The sequence below is a fragment of the Arsenicicoccus dermatophilus genome (assembly GCF_046267915.1).
Classification (GTDB): Bacteria; Actinomycetota; Actinomycetes; order Actinomycetales; family Dermatophilaceae; genus Arsenicicoccus; species Arsenicicoccus dermatophilus_A.
The window spans coordinates 2,124,387-2,137,687 of sequence record NZ_CP176520.1 but is presented as its reverse complement, the minus strand read 5'-3'; the positions used below and the strand labels follow the sequence as shown (position 1 = coordinate 2,137,687).

The window sequence follows — 13,301 nt, the reverse complement described above, 5'->3', positions numbered from 1 at the left end:
GTCGCCGACCGGGATTAGGGTCCGGCTCCCTTCGCTGGTAGGATCGTTCCCTGACCGGTGGCTCCCACGTGGGGGTCACGTGCAAGAGAAGCCCTGCTTCCACCCGCTACCGCCGACCGAGCTCGCTCGACAGGCAGTCGGGTCCTGAGGTCCCGTCGCGACGTGCGACGGTCGTCGTCTCCGTCCGGACCGGATGGTGGACGATGGTGTCGGCACCCGCCCTGTGCGGGATGGCGACGTCCTCCGGTGGTGCAGGCTCCTCGCGCAGGTTGCGAGGAGCCTCTTCGCTTTTCCGGCCGGTCCACCACCTGTTCGACGAAGGAGCATCACATCAGCGAGCCTCGTATCAATGAGCGCATCCGGGTCCCCGAGGTGCGCCTTGTTGGACCTAACGGTGAGCAGGTCGGCATCGTCCGTGTGGAGGATGCCCTGCGTCTGGCCGCGGAGGCCGATCTCGACCTGGTCGAGGTGGCTCCGATGGCCAAGCCTCCCGTCGCCAAGCTCATGGACTTCGGCAAGTTCAAGTACGAAGCGGCGCAGAAGGCACGTGAGGCCCGCAAGAACCAGGTCAACACGGTCATCAAGGAGATCAAGCTCCGCCCCAAGATCGACCCGCACGACTATGGCACCAAGAAGGGCCACGTCGTCCGCTTCCTCAACGGCGGCGACAAGGTCAAGGTGACGATCATGTTCCGCGGGCGCGAGCAGTCCAAGCCCGAGCTGGGCTTCCGCCTGCTGCAGCGCCTCGCGGAGGACGTGTCCGAGCTCGGCTTCGTGGAGTCCGCGCCCAAGCAGGACGGACGCAACATGGTCATGGTCCTGGGGCCCGTCAAGAAGAAGGCCGACGCCAAGGCCGAGCAGCGCAAGCGCCGCGAGGACGCCGCGCGACCGGGCCTGGAGGACGCGGGTCCGGACAGCCCGGACCAGATCGACGCCATGCCGGTGACGCAGACCCCTGACGGTGTGGTCGCCGACGCCGAGACCCCGGCTGCGCAGGTCGCGGTCGTCGAGTGAGGCCCCCGCCTCCACCCCCAGCTTTGTAGAGCCCGTCAACGAGCAAGAGGAGATCGGCACCATGCCGAAGAACAAGACGCACTCCGGTGCCAAGAAGCGGTTCCGCCTGACCGGCTCCGGCAAGGTCATGCGCGAGCGTGCGCACCACGTGCACAAGTTCGAGGAGCGCGCCAAGCGTCAGACGCGCCGCCTGGTGCCTGACGTCGTCGTGGCCAAGGCCGACGAGAAGAAGATCAAGCGCCTCCTGGGCAAGTGAGCCCCTTTCCGTTTCTGCAGCTTTCCCTGAAGGAGTAATCACGTGGCACGCGTGAAGCGGGCAGTCAATGCCCACAAGAAGCGCCGGGTCGTCCTGGAGCGCGCCAGCGGCTACCGCGGTCAGCGGTCCCGCCTGTACCGCAAGGCCAAGGAGCAGGTCACCCACTCGCTCGTCTACGCCTACCGCGACCGTCGCGCCCGCAAGGGTGACTTCCGTCGGCTGTGGATCCAGCGCATCAACGCCGCGGCCCGCGCCAACGGTATGACCTACAACCGTTTCATCCAGGGCCTCAAGGCCGCGGGTGTCGAGGTCGACCGCCGCATGCTCGCCGAGCTCGCCGTCAACGACGCGCCGGCGTTCGCCGCGCTGGTCGAGATCGCCCGGGCCAACGTCCCGGCGGCGACCACCGCCGCCTGACCCGTCCGACCGGACACGACGCTCCGTATGCCGCATCTCGGCTCCCGCGAGCACCAGCCCTCGGGGGGCGACCAGACTGCTGGTCGCCCCCCGGCGCATGCCCGCGGCCCCCTGTTGACCAACCCGCGCGCCGACCGGGTGCGCGCGGTGCACGCCCTCACCCGTCGTTCGGTCCGGGAGCGCGAGCAGGCCTTCCTGGCCGAGGGCCCCCAGGCGGTGCGCGAGGCCGTCGCCTTCCGCCCGGACCTGGTGCGAGAGATCTACGTCACCGCCTCCTCCCACGAGCGGCACGAGCCGGTCGTCACCGCTGCCCGCGACGCCGGGCTGGTGGTCCGCGAGGTGAGCGAGGAGGTGCTGGCGGCCATGGGGGACACCCAGGCCCCGCAGGGCATGCTCGCCGTCTGCCGGCAGCTGGACGTCGACCTGGAGACGGTCCTGGCGGCCCGACCCCGTCTGGTGTGCGTGCTGACCCACGTCCGGGACCCGGGCAACGCCGGGACCGTGCTGCGGGGGGCGGACGCCGTCGGGGCCGACGCGGTCGTGGTCAGCGAGGCCAGCGTGGACGTCTACAACCCCAAGGTGGTCCGCTCCACCGTCGGGTCGCTGTTCCACCTGCCGGTCGTGACCGGGCTGCCGGTCGTCGAGATCCTGGACCGGCTCCGCGCGGCCGGCATCCGACTGGTCGCCGCCGACGGGCACGGCGACCTCTCGCTCACCGACCCCGTCGTGGAGGACCGGCTCGCCGGGCCGCACGCCTGGGTGATGGGCAACGAGGCCTGGGGGATGCCCGAGGAGACCCGGCAGCGGTGCGACGACGTCGTGCGGGTGCCCATCCACGGTCACGCGGAGTCGTTGAACCTCGCGATGGCGGCCACGGTGTGCCTCTACGCCTCGGCCCGGCGGATCCACACCTCGTGAGCGCGGAATGTCCTTCATCAGACGCGATGTCCACTCCGCCGTCTATGGTTCTGCCATGACGACGGAGACGACCGGAGAGCGCACCCTGCCCCCGGCCGCGATCATGGCGCAGGACCCCGCGCCCCGGCCGGACCTCGATCTCCTCCCGGACGGCGTGGTCGTGGTGGGCGCCGGAGGACGGATCACCTGGGCCAACCGTCGCGCGGCGCAGATCCTCGGCGCGCCGGTCGGGTCGCTCCCCGGTCAGGACGCCCGCCAGGTCATGCGCCTGCAGGACCTGGAAGGACGCTCCTGGTGGGCGTGCGCAGACCCTCTGGGCGGGCTGCCGACCCGGGTCCGCCTGACCGAGGCGCACCTGGTCCTCCCCGGTGGCCACGAGGTGTTCCTCACGGCCACGATCGGACGGGAGGGGCCTCGCGGGCCCGTGCGGGAGCTGGTGATCTGCCTGCGTGACGGCACCTCCCGGCGCCGGGCCGAGCAGAAGACCTCCGCTCTGATCTCCACCGTCGCGCACGAGCTCCGGTCTCCGCTGACGGGCATCAAGGGGTTCACCTCGACGCTGCTGCGGCGCTGGGATCGTTTCACCGACGACCAGAAGCGGCTCATGCTGGAGACCATCGAGGCGGACACGGACCGCGTCACCCGTCTGGTCACCGAGCTCCTGGACGTCTCCCGCATCGACAGCGGCCGGCTCGAGATCCACCGCCAGCCGGTCGACCTCCCGCGGCTGGTCGAGCGTCACTTCGAGGGCCTGGTCGCCTCCGGCCACACCCCGGACCGCTTCCGGCTGCAGGTGCGCGGCGAGCTCCCCGAGGTCTGGGCCGACCCGGACCGCATCGAGCAGGTCCTCGCCAACCTCGTGGAGAACGCCCTGCGCCACGGTGCGGGCACCGTCTTCGTCGACCTGGAGGCCGACCCCGCGGGCGAGCACCTGGTCGCCTCGGTCTCCGACGAGGGCGAGGGCATCGCGGAGGAGAACTACGCGATGGTGTTCACGCGCTTCTGGCACTCCACCCGGCGTGGCGGCACCGGCCTGGGACTGTACGTCGTCCGCGGGCTCGTCGAGGCCCACGGCGGCCGCATCACGGTCGGCCGGGCCGACTGCGGCGGTGCCCAGTTCCGGTTCACGCTGCCCGCGGGGGTGCCCGAGCACGTCGCGTGAGCGACCTGCGGGTCGGATCGCCCGTCCGCGGGCGAGCGGCGGGGGTCGGCATACGCCCGCACTAGGATGGCTCGCGATGCCGGCGCGAGGTGTGCGCGCCGTGACGACCCGACGTGAGTGGGAGCGATGTCCGGACCCAACACCCAGTACGACCCGGTCGAGGTGTCTGCCCTCGACCCGGCGGTGATCGAGGCGAACGTCGCCGATGCCCTGGCCGCGATCGAGGGGGCGCACTCCCTGGACGAGCTCAAGGCCGTCCGGCTGGCGCACGCGGGCGACCGCTCGCCCCTGGCCCTGGCCAACCGTGAGATCGGCGCGCTGCCACCGCAGGCCAAGGCCGACGCGGGCAAGCGGGTCGGTCAGGCCCGCGGTCGCGTCGGCGCCGCACTCAAGGCCCGCCAGCAGCTCCTGGAGGAGCAGCACGAGGAGCGGATGCTGGTCGAGGAGCGGGTCGACGTCACCGTCGTGCCGGCGCGCCGCCGGGTCGGCGCCCGCCACCCGATCTCGCTGACCATCGAGCGGATCGCGGAGATCTTCACCGGCCTGGGCTGGGAGGTGGCCGAGGGCCCGGAGATCGAGGCCGAGTGGTTCAACTTCGACGCCCTCAACTTCGGGCCAGACCACCCGGCCCGGGCCATGCAGGACACCTTCTTCGTGGAGCCGGCCGACGCGGGTCTGGTGCTGCGCACCCACACCTCGCCGGTGCAGATGCGCGCCCTGCTCACCCGTGAGCTGCCGCTGTTCGTCGTCTGCCCCGGCAAGGTCTTCCGGACCGACGACCTGGACGCCACGCACACCCCGGTCTTCCACCAGATCGAGGGCCTGGCGGTCGCCGAGGGGCTGACGATGACCCACCTCAAGGGCACCCTCGACCGCTTCGCCGCGGAGCTGTTCGGGCCGCAGGTGACGACCCGGCTGCGCCCGGCGTTCTTCCCCTTCACCGAGCCCAGCGCCGAGATGGACTTCCAGTGCCCGATCTGCCTGGGCCGCGACGACGCCTGCCGGGTCTGCGGCGGCACCGGCTGGATCGAGTGGGGCGGCTGCGGCATGGTCAACCGCAACGTGCTGGCCGCGGCGGGGATCGACCCCGACCGCTGGACCGGCTTCGCGTTCGGCATGGGCATCGAGCGGGCGATCATGCTGCGCCACGGCGTGCCGGACATGTTCGACATCGTCGAGGGTGACGTCCGCTTCAGCGAGCAGTTCGGGATGGAGATCTGATGCGCGCACCGGTTTCGTGGCTGCGGGAGCTCGTGGGGGAGCAGGCCGTCCCCCCGTCCATGACGGGTGCCGAGATCGCGGCCGCCCTGGTCAAGGTCGGCCTGGAGGAGGAGGGGCTGCACGGTGGTGACATCACCGGGCCGCTCGTGGTCGGTCAGGTCCTCGACTTCACCGAGGAGCCGCAGCGCAACGGCAAGGTGATCCGTTGGTGCTCGGTGGACGTCGGCGAGCACGGCCAGCGCATCACCGAGGGCAAGCCTCAGGAGATCGTCTGTGGTGCCCACAACTTCGCCGTCGGCGACCTGGTCGTCGTGGTGCTGCCGGGAGCGACGCTGCCGGGCGGCTTCACCATCTCCGCGCGCAAGACCTACGGCCACGTCTCGAACGGGATGATGTGCGCGGTCGACGAGCTCGGGCTCGGTGAGGACCACAGCGGGATCATCCTGCTGCGCGAGCACCTCGCGGACGACCCGGAGCGCCTGGCCCGCTGCGTCCCCGGGGCCGATGCGATCGAGCTGCTCGGGCTCGGCGACGAGGTCGTCGAGGTCAACGTCACCCCCGACCGCGGCTATGCCTTCAGCATGCGGGGGGTGGCGCGGGACCTCGCCCTGAGTCTTGGTGTGCCGTATGTCGATCCGGCGGCGGCGCCCGCGGCGGCGGCCCCCGGGGCTGACGGCGCGGGCTACCCCGTGCGGCTCGCGGACGAGGCGCCGCTGGACGGGCGGCCGGGCTGCGACCGCTACGTCGCGCGGGTGGTGCGGGGCATCGACGTCACGGCGCGCACCCCGTCGTGGATGGCGACCCGGCTCGCCCAGCTCGGCATGCGGCCGATCTCGCTGACCGTCGACGTCACCAACTACGTCATGCTGCTCCTGGGGCAGCCGCTGCACGCCTTCGACCTCGGCAAGCTGTCCGGGTCGATCGAGGTGCGTCGGGCCCGACCGGGGGAGCGGCTGACCACGCTCGACGGGGTGGACCGCGTGCTCGACGCCGAGGACCTGCTGATCACCGACGGCGGCACGCGGCCGCTGGTCATCGCCGGGGTCATGGGCGGCGAGGACTGTGAGGTCGACGAGCGGACCACCGACGTCCTGGTCGAGGCGGCGCACTTCGACCCGGTGACGGTGGCCCGGTCGGCGCGCCGGCACAAGATCCCCAGCGAGGCGGCCAAGCGCTTCGAGCGCGGGGTCGACCCGGAGCTGACTGCGGCAGCCGCCGAGCTGGCGGTGCAGCTGCTCGTCGAGCTCGGCGGCGGCACGGTGGACGCGGGCGTCACGGACGTCGGGCTGGTGGCCGCGCCCGAGCCCTTCACCGTCGACGCCACCCTGCCGTCCCGGCTGGTGGGCCTGGACTTCCCGGCCGACGAGGTCGTCCGGGTGCTCGGTGAGATCGGGTGCGAGGTCGAGCAGCTCGAGGGCGACACCCTCCGGGTGATGCCGCCCAGCTGGCGACCGGACCTGCGCAACGGCCCGGACCTGGTCGAGGAGGTCGCCCGGGTGCGTGGCTTCGACGCCATACCCTCGGTGCTCCCGCAGGCCCCCGGCGGCCGTGGGCTCGGCCCCGAGCAGCGCGCCCGCCGCCTCGCCGCCCAGACCCTGGCTCAGCAGGGCCTGGTCGAGGTGCTGAGCAGTCCCTTCGTGGCCGAGGCCCGGTTCGACGCGCTGCGCTACGACGTGGCCGACGAGCGACGACGGACCGTCCGGCTGGCCAACCCGATCAACGACGAGCAGCCGCTGATGCGGACCGGCGTCCTGGACACCCTGCTGGACGTCCTGCGCCGCAACGTCTCCCGCGGCCGCCGCGACGTCGGGGTCTACGAGTTGGGCCTGGTGACCCGCGCGGCGGCCGAGCCCACCCGCGCCCCGGTGCCTGGCCTCGGCGCCCGACCGGCGCCGGAGGTGCTGGACGCCATCCATCAGGCGGTTCCTGAGCAGCCCTGGCACGTGGGCCTGGCTCTGTGCGGGGACGCCGAGCCGGCCGGTCCCGGCGAGCAGGCCCGCCCGGTGGCTGCCGGCGACGCCATCGCACTGGCCCGCGAGCTGGGGCACGCCCTGGGGGTGCCGCTGCGGGTGGAGCAGGCGCAGGTCGCCCCCTGGCACCCCGGTCGCTGCGCCCGGCTGACGCTGGCGGACGGCTCGGTCGTCGGGCACGCCGGCGAGCTGCACCCGAAGGTCGTCGCGGCCCTCGAGCTGCCCGAGCGCACCTGCGCGGCCGAGCTCGACCTGTCCGTCCTCACCCGAGCCGCGGCGGGCACGATCGCCGAGGCCCACAAGCTGTCGACCTATCCGGTCGCGCACTCCGACGTCGCCCTGGTCGTGGCCGAGGCGGTGCCCGCCGCCGAGGTGGAGCGGGCCCTGCGCACCGGGGCGGGGGCCGACCTGGAGTCCGTGACGCTGTTCGACGTCTTCCGCAGCGAGCAGCTGGGTGAGGGGCGCAAGTCTCTGGCCTTCCGGCTCAGCGTCCGCGCGGCCGACCGCACCCTGACCACCGCCGAGGTGAGCGAGCTGCGCGACCGGGCCATCGAGGCGGCCCGCACGGCGACCGGTGCGGTGCAGCGGTGACCGTCCCGACCCGTCCCGCGGGCGCGCCGGGCGCCCGGCCGGTCGCCCTGGTGACCGGGGCCTCCCGCGGGATCGGTGCCCATCTGGCCCGGGGCTTCGCCCAGGCCGGCTATGCCGTCGAGCTGACCTCCCGCGACGGGATCGGTGCCCGCCGGGTGGCGGATGAGCTGTCGTCCGAGGGCCTGGATGCCACCGGGTCCCCGTTGGACGTGGTCCACCGGGACCAGGTCGAGGTGCTGCTCGCCGAGGTCGTGGAGCGGCACGGGCGCATCGACGTGCTCGTCAACAACGCCGGCGTCATCGAGCCGCCCCGGCTGCTCTGGGAGGCCGACGTGGACGAGTGGTGGGCGGTGCAGCAGACCAATGTCCTCGGCCCCTTCCTGATGGCCCGAGCAGTGGTTCCGGTGATGATCGCGGGCGGTGGTGGCCGGGTCATCGACATCAACAGCGGGTCCGGCACCCGTGCCGACGACGTGCAGAGCGCCTATCACGCCTCCAAGACCGCCCTGGCGCGGATCACCGGGGCGATCCACCTGGCGGGCGCGGAGCACGGTGTCCGGGCCTTCGACCTCGCCCCCGGCGTGGTGCGCACGGACATGACCGCGGCGATGCCCCAGCACGAGGGGCGCGAGGAATGGACCGACCCGCGGCACGTCGTGGAGCTGGCTCTCGCGCTGGCGTCCGGCGAGCTCGACGCCTGGTCCGGGCGGATGGTCCGGGCGGGTGCCGACACCCCGCAGACCCTGGCGGAGCGGGCGGCCCGTGGTCTGGACGATCGGGCCCGGACGATCGGCCTGATCGGCTACGGCGAGGGGGACCCGGTCGCCGGCTGAGCCGCCACGCATCGACACTCGCATAACGAATCAAGCAGTAGTATCATCATGCAATGACGTCGGTGGCCGTGGCAGGAGCGAGCGGGTATGCCGGAGGCGAGCTCCTCCGGCTCCTGCTCGCCCACCCCCGGCTCGAGGTCGGCACCCTGTGTGCCGGCTCGCAGGCCGGTGCTCGGGTCGGGGACGTCCACCCGCACCTGAGCCCCCTGGCCGACCGCATCCTGGAGCCCACCCGCCCCGAGCTCCTCGCCGATCACGACGTCGTCCTCCTGGCCCTCCCGCACGGCGCCTCCGCCGAGCTGGTCGCGGCCCTGCCCACGGACACGGTCGTCGTCGACTGCGGGGCCGACTTCCGCCTCGTCGACCCTCGCGCCTGGCAGGAGTTCTATGACTCGACGCACGCCGGGACCTGGCCCTACGGCCTACCCGAGCTGCCCCTCGCCACGGGCGGGCGAGGACGTGACGCGTTGCGGGGAGCGTCCCGGGTCGCGGTGCCGGGCTGCTATCCCACCGCCACGAGTCTTGCTCTGGCGCCAGGCTTCTCGGCGGGCCTGCTGGAGCCGGCCGACGTGGTGGTCGTGGCGGCGAGCGGCACCAGCGGTGCGGGCAAGGGGCTCGAGGCGCACCTGCTCGGGGCCGAGGTGATGGGCTCGATGTCGCCGTACTCCGTGGGAGGGGTGCACCGGCATGCTCCCGAGATCGAGCAGAACCTCGCCCTGGCCGCGGGGGAGCCGGTCGCGGTCTCCTTCACGCCCACCCTCGCACCCATGGCCCGGGGGATCCTCGCCACCGCCACCGCCACCGCACGCCTGCGCCCCGGCGTGACGGCGAGCACGGTGCGGGAGGCCTGGGAGCGGACCTACGCCGACGAGCCCTTCGTGCACCTGCTCCGCGAGGGCCGCTGGCCGCGCACCGCCGACGTGCTGGGCAGCAACCTCGTCCACGTCCAGGTGACCGTGGACGAGCGGGTCGGCCGCGTGGTGGCGGTCGCCGCCGTCGACAACCTCACCAAGGGCACCGCCGGCGCGGCCGTGCAGTGCCTCAACCTGGCCCTGGGGCTGGACGAGACCCTGGGTCTGCCGCGGACGGGGGTGGCGCCGTGAGCGTGACGGCAGCACGAGGGTTCCGGGCCTGCGGGGTCGCCGCGGGCCTCAAGGCGAGCGGGCGACCCGACGTCGCCCTGGTCGTCGGCGACGGCCCGGACCACCACGGTGCCGCGGTCTTCACCACCAACCGGGTCGAGGCGGCGCCGGTCACCTGGAGCCGTCAGGTCGTCCGGGACGGCCGCGTCGACGCCGTGGTGCTCAACTCCGGCGGGGCCAACGCGTGCACGGGCCCCGAGGGCTTCCTCGACACCCATCGCACCGCCGAGCAGGTCGCGCAGCTGCTGGGCATCAGCGCCGGGGACGTCGTCGTGGCGTCCACGGGCCTCATCGGCGAGCGCCTGCCCATGGACCGGCTGGGCGCGGGCGTGGTCGAGGCCGCTGCGCGGCTCGACCGGGCGGGTGGCGAGGACGCGGCCGTCGCGATCATGACGACGGACACCCGGCCCAAGCGGGCGGTGCGGGCGGGGACGGGCTGGGTGCTCGGCGGGATGGCCAAGGGCGCGGGGATGCTCGCGCCCTCCCTCGCGACGATGCTCGTGGTGCTGACCACCGATGCGGTCGCCGAGCCCGACGTCCTCGACCGGGCGCTGCAGCGGGCGACGGCGCGGTCCTTCGACCGGGTCGACTCCGACGGCTGCCGCTCCACCAACGACATGGTGCTGCTGATGTCGAGCGGAGCGAGCGGCATACGACCCTCGGAGGAGGAGCTGACCGAGCGGCTGACGGACCTGTGCCTGGACCTGGCCCGCCAGCTCGTGGCCGACGCCGAGGGCGCCCATCACGACATCGCCGTGGAGGTCGTCGGGGCCGCCGACGAGGACGACGCGCTCGAGGTGGCCCGGGCCGTCGCTCGCAACGCGCTGCTCAAGTGCGCGATCTTCGGCCAGGACCCCAACTGGGGGCGGGTGGTGGCCGCGGTCGGCACCACGGGGGCGACCTTCGACCCGCAGCGGATCGATGTGTCCGTCAACGGGATCCAGGTATGCCGTGCCACCGCGCCGGGCGACCCGCGCGAGCTGGTGGACCTGACGGCCCGGGAGGTGCACCTCCTGGTCGACCTGCACGCCGGCACCGACGCAGCCACCGTCTGGACCAACGACCTGACCCACGACTACGTCCACGAGAACTCGGCCTGCAGGACATGACCGCGCACCCCGGCCCCCGCCGGACGGCGACGCCCCGGCTCCTGCGCTCCCACCCCGAGCTCCTGGCCAAGGCCCGGGTGCTCACCGAGGCCCTGCCGTGGATGGAGCGGTTCCAGGGCGCCCTCGTCGTCGTCAAGTACGGCGGCAACGCCATGCTCGACCACGAGCTCAAGGCGGCCTTCGCCCAGGACGTCGCCTTCCTGCGCTACGCCGGGCTTCGGCCGGTGGTGGTGCACGGGGGTGGCCCCCAGATCGCGGCGATGCTCGCCCGGATGGGGATGTCGAGTGAGTTCCGCGGCGGCCTGCGGGTCACGCCGCCGGAGGTCATGGAGGTGGTGCGCATGGTGCTCACCGGTCAGGTCGGTCGCGAGCTCGTAGGCCTGCTCAACCAGCACGGTCCCCTCGCGGTCGGCCTGTCGGGTGAGGACGCCCACCTGCTGGGTGCCCGCCGGCGCGGGACCGTCGTGGACGGCACGGAGGTCGACCTCGGCCTGGTGGGCGAGGTGGTGGCGGTGAGCCCGGCCGCGGTGGCGGACATCCTGGACGCCGGCCGGATCCCCGTCGTCTCCACGGTGGCCCGGGACCTGGACGACGACGGTCAGGTGCTCAACGTCAACGCCGACACCGCTGCCGCCGCGCTGGCGGTCGCGCTCGGGGCCACCAAGCTCGTCGTGCTCACCGACGTCGAGGGGGTCTACCTCGACCACCCGGACCCGGACTCGCTCGTCACCCGCCTGGACGTGGACCAGGCCGCCGAGCTGGCCCGCAGGGTCGAGGCCGGGATGATCCCCAAGCTGGAGGCGTGCGTGGCGGCGGTCCGCGGTGGGGTGCCCCAGGCGCACCTGATCGACGGCCGGGTGGCGCACTGCCTGCTCCTCGAGGTCTTCACCAGCGAGGGCGTCGGCACGATGATCACGGCGGCCCGGCCGGAGGGGACGGCATGACCACCTCGCAGGCCACTCTCGACCGGTCCCAGGAGGTGCTGCTCGGCGTCTTCGGACGGCCCCGGCTCACGCTCGTGCGGGGGGCAGGCTGCCACGTGTGGGACGCGGATGGGCGGCGTTACCTCGACCTGCTCGCCGGCATCGCGGTCAACAGCCTGGGCCACGGGCACCCGGCGCTGGTGGCGGCGATCGAGCGTGCGGCGCGTGAGCTGGTGCACGTCTCGAACTTCTTCGTCACCCCCGACCAGGTGCGGCTGGGGGAGCGGCTGCTGACCCTGGCGCAGGCTCCGGCGGGCTCGCGGGTCTTCCTGTGCAACAGCGGGACCGAGGCGGTGGAGGCGGCCCTGAAGGTGGCCCTGCGGACCGGTCGTCGCCGCGTCGTCGCCATGGAGGGCGCCTTCCACGGCCGGACCCTCGGGGCGCTCGCACTCACCCACCGCCCCGCCTATCGTGAGCCCTTCGCACCGGCCGCGGTCGACGTCACCTTCGTGCCCTTCGGGGACGAGGTGGCGTTGCGGACGGCGGTCGACGACACGGTGGCGGCCGTCGTCGTCGAGCCGGTCCAGGGCGAGGCCGGGGTCTTCGAGGCCCCGCCCGGCTATCTGCGCTCGGTCCGTGAGATATGTTCTGCCAGAGGATCTTTGATGATCATGGATGAGATTCAGACTGGCATCGGTCGCACCGGCGCGTGGTTCGCCCACCAGGCGCACGGGGTGCAACCGGACGTGATGACCCTGGCCAAGGGGCTCGCGGCCGGCGTGCCGATCGGGGCGGTCCTGACGTATGGCGACGCGGTCTCGGGCCTGCTCGAGGCGGGCCAGCACGGCACGACCTTCGGCGGCAACCCGCTGGCCTGCGCCGCTGCCCTGGCGGTCCTCGACACCGTCGCGGGCGAGGACCTCCTGGCCCGGGCCACCGCGACCGGCCAGCACCTCGAGCGCGCCCTGCTCGGGCTCGGCCACCCGGGTGTCGCCGAGGTACGCGGGGTCGGGCTGCTCCGGGCCGTGGCCCTGGCGGACGAGCGGTCGGCCGAGGTCACGGCGGGGCTCCAGCAAGCAGGCGTTATCGTCAACCCCGTGCGGCCGGATGCCTTGCGTCTCGCGCCCCCGCTCATCCTGACCACCGACCAGGCCGACGAGCTCGTCCTCGCGCTGCCCCCGCTCCTCGACCAGACCACCGCCTCTCAGGGAGGACCCCGATGATCGCCCAGACCCGCGGCGCCCGGCACCAGCTGATCGCCGACATCCTCGCCCGGACCACCGTCCGGTCGCAGAACGAGCTGCTCGAGCTGCTCTCCACCGAGGGGGTCGAGATCACCCAGGCCACGCTGTCCCGCGACCTGGTGGACCTCGGCGCCGTCAAGGTCCGTCAGGGCCGCACCCTCGTCTACGCCCTGCCGGGGCTGGGCGGCGACCAGACGCCACGCATCGCGCCCGACGACGCCGAGGTGTCCGGTCGCCTGCGCAAGGTCTGCGAGGAGCTCCTGGTCTCGGCCCGCCCCTCCGCCAACCTGGTCATCGTGCGGACCCCGCCGGGTGCGGCCAACTTCCTCGCCAGCGCCATCGACATGGCTCGGGAGGGCGACATCGTGGGCACCATCGCCGGTGACGACACCATCCTGGTGATCACTGCCGAGCCCGACGGCGGGCAGGCCGTGGCGGCCAAGCTCCTGCGGCTCGCCGGCGTCCACGAGGACTGAGCCGTCCCGACCGGACGGCGACGAC

13 protein-coding genes are annotated in these 13,301 nt (G+C 73.1%); all 13 read left to right on the top strand.

The window, feature by feature from the left end; all coding sequences use genetic code 11:
• Positions 1-372: 372 nt before the first annotated feature.
• The 13 genes from infC to ACK2IS_RS10225 all read left to right on the top strand — a co-directional run bounded on the left by infC (position 373) and on the right by ACK2IS_RS10225 (position 13,276).
• Positions 373-1,014 (top strand): translation initiation factor IF-3, encoded by a 642-nt coding sequence (infC, locus tag ACK2IS_RS10285; protein WP_409483236.1) that lies wholly within the window; start codon positions 373-375, stop codon positions 1,012-1,014.
• 61 nt (positions 1,015-1,075) lie between these two features.
• Positions 1,076-1,270 carry a 50S ribosomal protein L35 gene (rpmI, locus tag ACK2IS_RS10280; RefSeq protein ID WP_019287233.1) on the top strand — a complete coding sequence of 65 codons (195 nt, stop codon included), beginning with the start codon at positions 1,076-1,078 and terminating at the stop codon, positions 1,268-1,270.
• A 42-nt stretch (positions 1,271-1,312) separates the two neighbouring features.
• Positions 1,313-1,687, top strand: coding sequence for a 50S ribosomal protein L20 (rplT, locus tag ACK2IS_RS10275; protein WP_409483235.1), 375 nt, complete (start codon positions 1,313-1,315; stop codon positions 1,685-1,687).
• Between the two features lie 111 nt (positions 1,688-1,798).
• Complete coding sequence (locus ACK2IS_RS10270) at positions 1,799-2,605, top strand: TrmH family RNA methyltransferase (RefSeq protein WP_409485663.1); 807 nt, start codon at positions 1,799-1,801, stop codon at positions 2,603-2,605.
• 55 nt (positions 2,606-2,660) lie between these two features.
• Positions 2,661-3,767 carry an ATP-binding protein gene (locus ACK2IS_RS10265; RefSeq protein ID WP_409483234.1) on the top strand — a complete coding sequence of 369 codons (1,107 nt, stop codon included), beginning with the start codon at positions 2,661-2,663 and terminating at the stop codon, positions 3,765-3,767.
• Between the two features lie 126 nt (positions 3,768-3,893).
• A complete protein-coding gene (gene pheS, locus ACK2IS_RS10260; RefSeq protein ID WP_409483233.1) occupies positions 3,894-4,988 on the top strand; it encodes a phenylalanine--tRNA ligase subunit alpha in 1,095 nt (364 codons plus the stop codon).
• Positions 4,988-7,549 (top strand): phenylalanine--tRNA ligase subunit beta, encoded by a 2,562-nt coding sequence (gene pheT / locus ACK2IS_RS10255; RefSeq protein WP_409483232.1) that lies wholly within the window; start codon positions 4,988-4,990, stop codon positions 7,547-7,549. Before pheS ends, pheT begins: the two co-directional genes overlap by 1 nt.
• Positions 7,546-8,382, top strand: a complete 837-nt coding sequence (locus ACK2IS_RS10250) for an SDR family NAD(P)-dependent oxidoreductase (RefSeq protein WP_409483231.1) — start codon at positions 7,546-7,548, stop codon at positions 8,380-8,382. Before pheT ends, ACK2IS_RS10250 begins: the two co-directional genes overlap by 4 nt.
• A 53-nt stretch (positions 8,383-8,435) precedes the next feature.
• Positions 8,436-9,485 carry an N-acetyl-gamma-glutamyl-phosphate reductase gene (argC, locus tag ACK2IS_RS10245; RefSeq protein WP_409483230.1) on the top strand — a complete coding sequence of 350 codons (1,050 nt, stop codon included), beginning with the start codon at positions 8,436-8,438 and terminating at the stop codon, positions 9,483-9,485.
• Entirely contained in the window at positions 9,482-10,633 is a 1,152-nt protein-coding gene (argJ, locus tag ACK2IS_RS10240; protein ID WP_409483229.1) for a bifunctional glutamate N-acetyltransferase/amino-acid acetyltransferase ArgJ, read from the top strand. Before argC ends, argJ begins: the two co-directional genes overlap by 4 nt.
• Positions 10,630-11,577 (top strand): acetylglutamate kinase, encoded by a 948-nt coding sequence (gene argB, locus ACK2IS_RS10235; protein WP_409483228.1) that lies wholly within the window; start codon positions 10,630-10,632, stop codon positions 11,575-11,577. The genes argJ and argB overlap by 4 nt, the downstream gene beginning before the upstream one ends.
• Entirely contained in the window at positions 11,574-12,779 is a 1,206-nt protein-coding gene (locus tag ACK2IS_RS10230; RefSeq protein ID WP_409483227.1) for an acetylornithine transaminase, read from the top strand. Before argB ends, ACK2IS_RS10230 begins: the two co-directional genes overlap by 4 nt.
• Entirely contained in the window at positions 12,776-13,276 is a 501-nt protein-coding gene (locus ACK2IS_RS10225; RefSeq protein ID WP_409483226.1) for an arginine repressor, read from the top strand. The genes ACK2IS_RS10230 and ACK2IS_RS10225 overlap by 4 nt, the downstream gene beginning before the upstream one ends.
• Positions 13,277-13,301: the final 25 nt, after the last annotated feature.

Coding starts and splice junctions, on each gene's coding strand:
- rpmI (WP_019287233.1), top strand. CDS start 1,076: ATGCCGAAGAACAAGACGCACTCCGGTGCCAAGAAGCGGTTCCGCCTG.
- ACK2IS_RS10230 (WP_409483227.1), top strand. CDS start 11,574: ATGACCACCTCGCAGGCCACTCTCGACCGGTCCCAGGAGGTGCTGCTC.
- argB (WP_409483228.1), top strand. CDS start 10,630: ATGACCGCGCACCCCGGCCCCCGCCGGACGGCGACGCCCCGGCTCCTG.
- argC (WP_409483230.1), top strand. CDS start 8,436: ATGACGTCGGTGGCCGTGGCAGGAGCGAGCGGGTATGCCGGAGGCGAG.
- pheS (WP_409483233.1), top strand. CDS start 3,894: ATGTCCGGACCCAACACCCAGTACGACCCGGTCGAGGTGTCTGCCCTC.
- pheT (WP_409483232.1), top strand. CDS start 4,988: ATGCGCGCACCGGTTTCGTGGCTGCGGGAGCTCGTGGGGGAGCAGGCC.
- ACK2IS_RS10225 (WP_409483226.1), top strand. CDS start 12,776: ATGATCGCCCAGACCCGCGGCGCCCGGCACCAGCTGATCGCCGACATC.
- ACK2IS_RS10265 (WP_409483234.1), top strand. CDS start 2,661: ATGACGACGGAGACGACCGGAGAGCGCACCCTGCCCCCGGCCGCGATC.